The sequence below is a fragment of the Streptomyces sp. NPDC001816 genome (genome assembly GCF_042892235.1).
Taxonomy (GTDB): Bacteria; Actinomycetota; Actinomycetes; order Streptomycetales; family Streptomycetaceae; genus Streptomyces.
Map to the genome: position 1 here is coordinate 1 of NZ_JBIATY010000034.1, position 2,705 is coordinate 2,705.

Below are 2,705 nucleotides of genomic sequence, written 5' to 3' on the forward strand. Positions count from 1 at the left end.
TGCCGGACTCCGGGGCGTACCTGGTGTTCACGTCGGGCTCGACAGGCCGTCCCAAGGGCGTGGTGAACACCCACCGAGGCGTGGTCAACCGGCTCTCGGACAGCCAGCGCTACATCCGCCTGACCTCGGACGACGTGGTCCTGCAGAAGACCACGGCCGGCTTCGACGTGTTCGCGTGGGAGATCTTCGGCACGCTGATGACCGGCGCTCGGCTCGTTGTCGCCACACGGGGCGGCCACCGCGATCCGCTGTACCTCGGCCGGATGATCGTCGAGCACGGCGTCACGGTGGTCGACTTCGTGCCCTCCATGCTGGCGCTGGTGCTGGAGGAGGGCGGCCTGGCCGGCTGCACCACGCTGCGCACGATCGCCTGTGGCGGAGAGGAGATGCCGGTACCGCTCGCGAAGCGCCTGCTGGAGGAACTGCCCGGGATCGAGATCTACAACCAGTACGGGCCCAGCGAGGCGTCGATCGACTGCACCGTCCACCCCATCAAGGACAGCCTGCCCAAGGGCCTTGACCGCATCCCGATCGGCACGGCGATCCAGAACGTCGGACTGTACGTCCTCGACGCGGAACTGCGACCACAGCTCGTCGGAGTCCCCGGTGAGCTGTTCATCGCCGGTGTCGCCGTGGCCCGTGGGTACGTACGGCGCGCCGCCCTGACGGCGGAGCGCTTCCTGCCGGACCCGTACGGGGAGCCGGGTGGGCGGATGTACCGCACCGGCGACCGGGCCCGTTGGCTGGCTGACGGCACGCTGGAGTACTTGGGCCGCACCGACGACCAGGTGAAGATCCGCGGTGTACGGATCGAGCCGGGCGAGGTCGAGGCGGCGCTGACCGGACTGGCCGTCGTCCGCGACGCGGCGGTGCTCGTCCGCGAGGACGTGCCCGGCGACAAGCGCCTCGTGGCCTACTACGTTCCGACGGCCGAGGCGGAGGCCCGGTCGGAGGCCGACCCGGCCACGCTCCGTGCCGAGCTGGGCCGCTCACTTCCCGAGCACATGGTGCCCGCGGCCTTCGTGAAGCTGGAACGGATCCCGGTCACGCCGAACGGAAAGACCGACCGTCGGGCTCTCCCCGCCCCTGAGCAGGACGCCTTCGCCCGTGGCGCCTACGTCGCACCGCGCACGCCGGTCGAGGAAAGCGTGGCCGCCGTCTGGTCCCGGGTGCTCGGCGTGGACCAGGTCGGCGTCGAGGACTCGTTCTTCGAGCTCGGCGGCGACTCCATCCGCGCGGTCGCCCTCGTCGGCGCGCTGCGAGCCGCCGGGTTCGAGACGAGCATTCAGCAAGTCTTCGAGGGCCGCACCGTCGCAGCGCTGTGCGCGGCCTTCCCGGACCGTCGGGAGACAGTGCGGGGCACGACGGGAATCGAGCCGTTCGCGCTGATCACGGAGCAGGACCGGGAACGGCTCGCCGACGACGTTGTGGACGCCTACCCGCTCTCTCAGGTGCAGACCGGCATGGTCGCCGAGATGCTCGTGGGGGAGGAGGGGAACGCCTACCACACCATCTCCACCGTCCGCATCCGCGACGAGAAGCCGTTCGTGGCGGACGCGCTGCGGCAGGCCTGGCGCGTCGTCGCGGAGCGGCACGAGACGCTGCGCACCTCGGTGCACGTCAACGAGTACTCGCGCCCCCTGCAACTCGTCCATGCCACGGCGGACGTCGTCCTGGGCGTACGCGACCTGGGCGAGGCCGACAGGCAGGAGACCGAGAACGCCCTGCGCGAGTTCGTCCTGGCCGAGCGGTCCAACCACCTCGACCTGGGCGTGGCACCGCTGATCCGCCTCTTCGTGCACACCACAGCGGGCGACGGCTGGTGGCTGTCCTTCACCAGCCCTCACGTGATCCTCGACGGCTGGAGCCACGAGTCCCTGCTGATGGAGCTCCTCGACTGCTACACGCGGCTGCGCGACGGTCTGGAGCCCGAGTCATACGAGCTTCCCGCTGTCCGATACGCCGACTTCATCGCCGGTGAGCTGGAATCCCTCGACTCCGAGGAGGACCGCGCCTACTGGCGGGAGGCCATCGACGGCTACGCCGCCTTCACCATCCCCGTGGAGTGGGGCGACAGCGCAAAGACCGCCGAGTCCTACGGCATCCAGGTCGAGTACGGCGACCTCACCGAGGACCTGCGGAAGGCAGCCGCGTCCGTGGACGTACCGCTCAAGAGCGTGCTGCTCGCGGCTCATCTGAAGGTGATGAGCATGCTCACCGACGAGCCGGCGTTCCACACCGGCCTCGTCTGCCATGCCCGTCCCGAGGCCGAAGGCGCCGACCGCCTGATCGGCATGCAGGTCAACACCCTGCCGTTCGTCGCGGACCGCACCGCGCGCACCTGGCGTGAGCTGGTGCGGCAGGTCTTCACCCGGGAGGTGGAGCTGTGGGGTTACCGCCGCTTCCCGATGCCGGAGATCCAGCGCGAGGCCGGTGGCGGCCGCCTCGTCGACGTCCTCTTCAACTTCGTCGACTTCCACCAGGTCGACGACGGGATCGTGGACACCGGGATGGCGTTCAACGATGCTCCTAAGGAGTTCGGACTGTCGGCGGACGCCACCGGCTCCCGCATCAGCCTGAGCGCCAACACCCGCACTCTCAGCCGCAAGCACGGCCGGCGGATTGCCGGTATGTACCGGTCTGTTCTGGAGGCCATGGCGGCTGACTTCGATGGCGATGCGCGTGCTGTGTATCTGCCGGAGGGG

The 2,705-nt window shown here is 69.6% G+C and carries 1 protein-coding gene; it reads left to right on the forward strand.

Going from position 1 to position 2,705, the window contains the following annotated elements:
- A partial coding sequence (locus ACFYZZ_RS45350) for an amino acid adenylation domain-containing protein (RefSeq protein ID WP_389189966.1) occupies positions 1 to 2,705 on the forward strand: 2,705 nt, incomplete at both ends.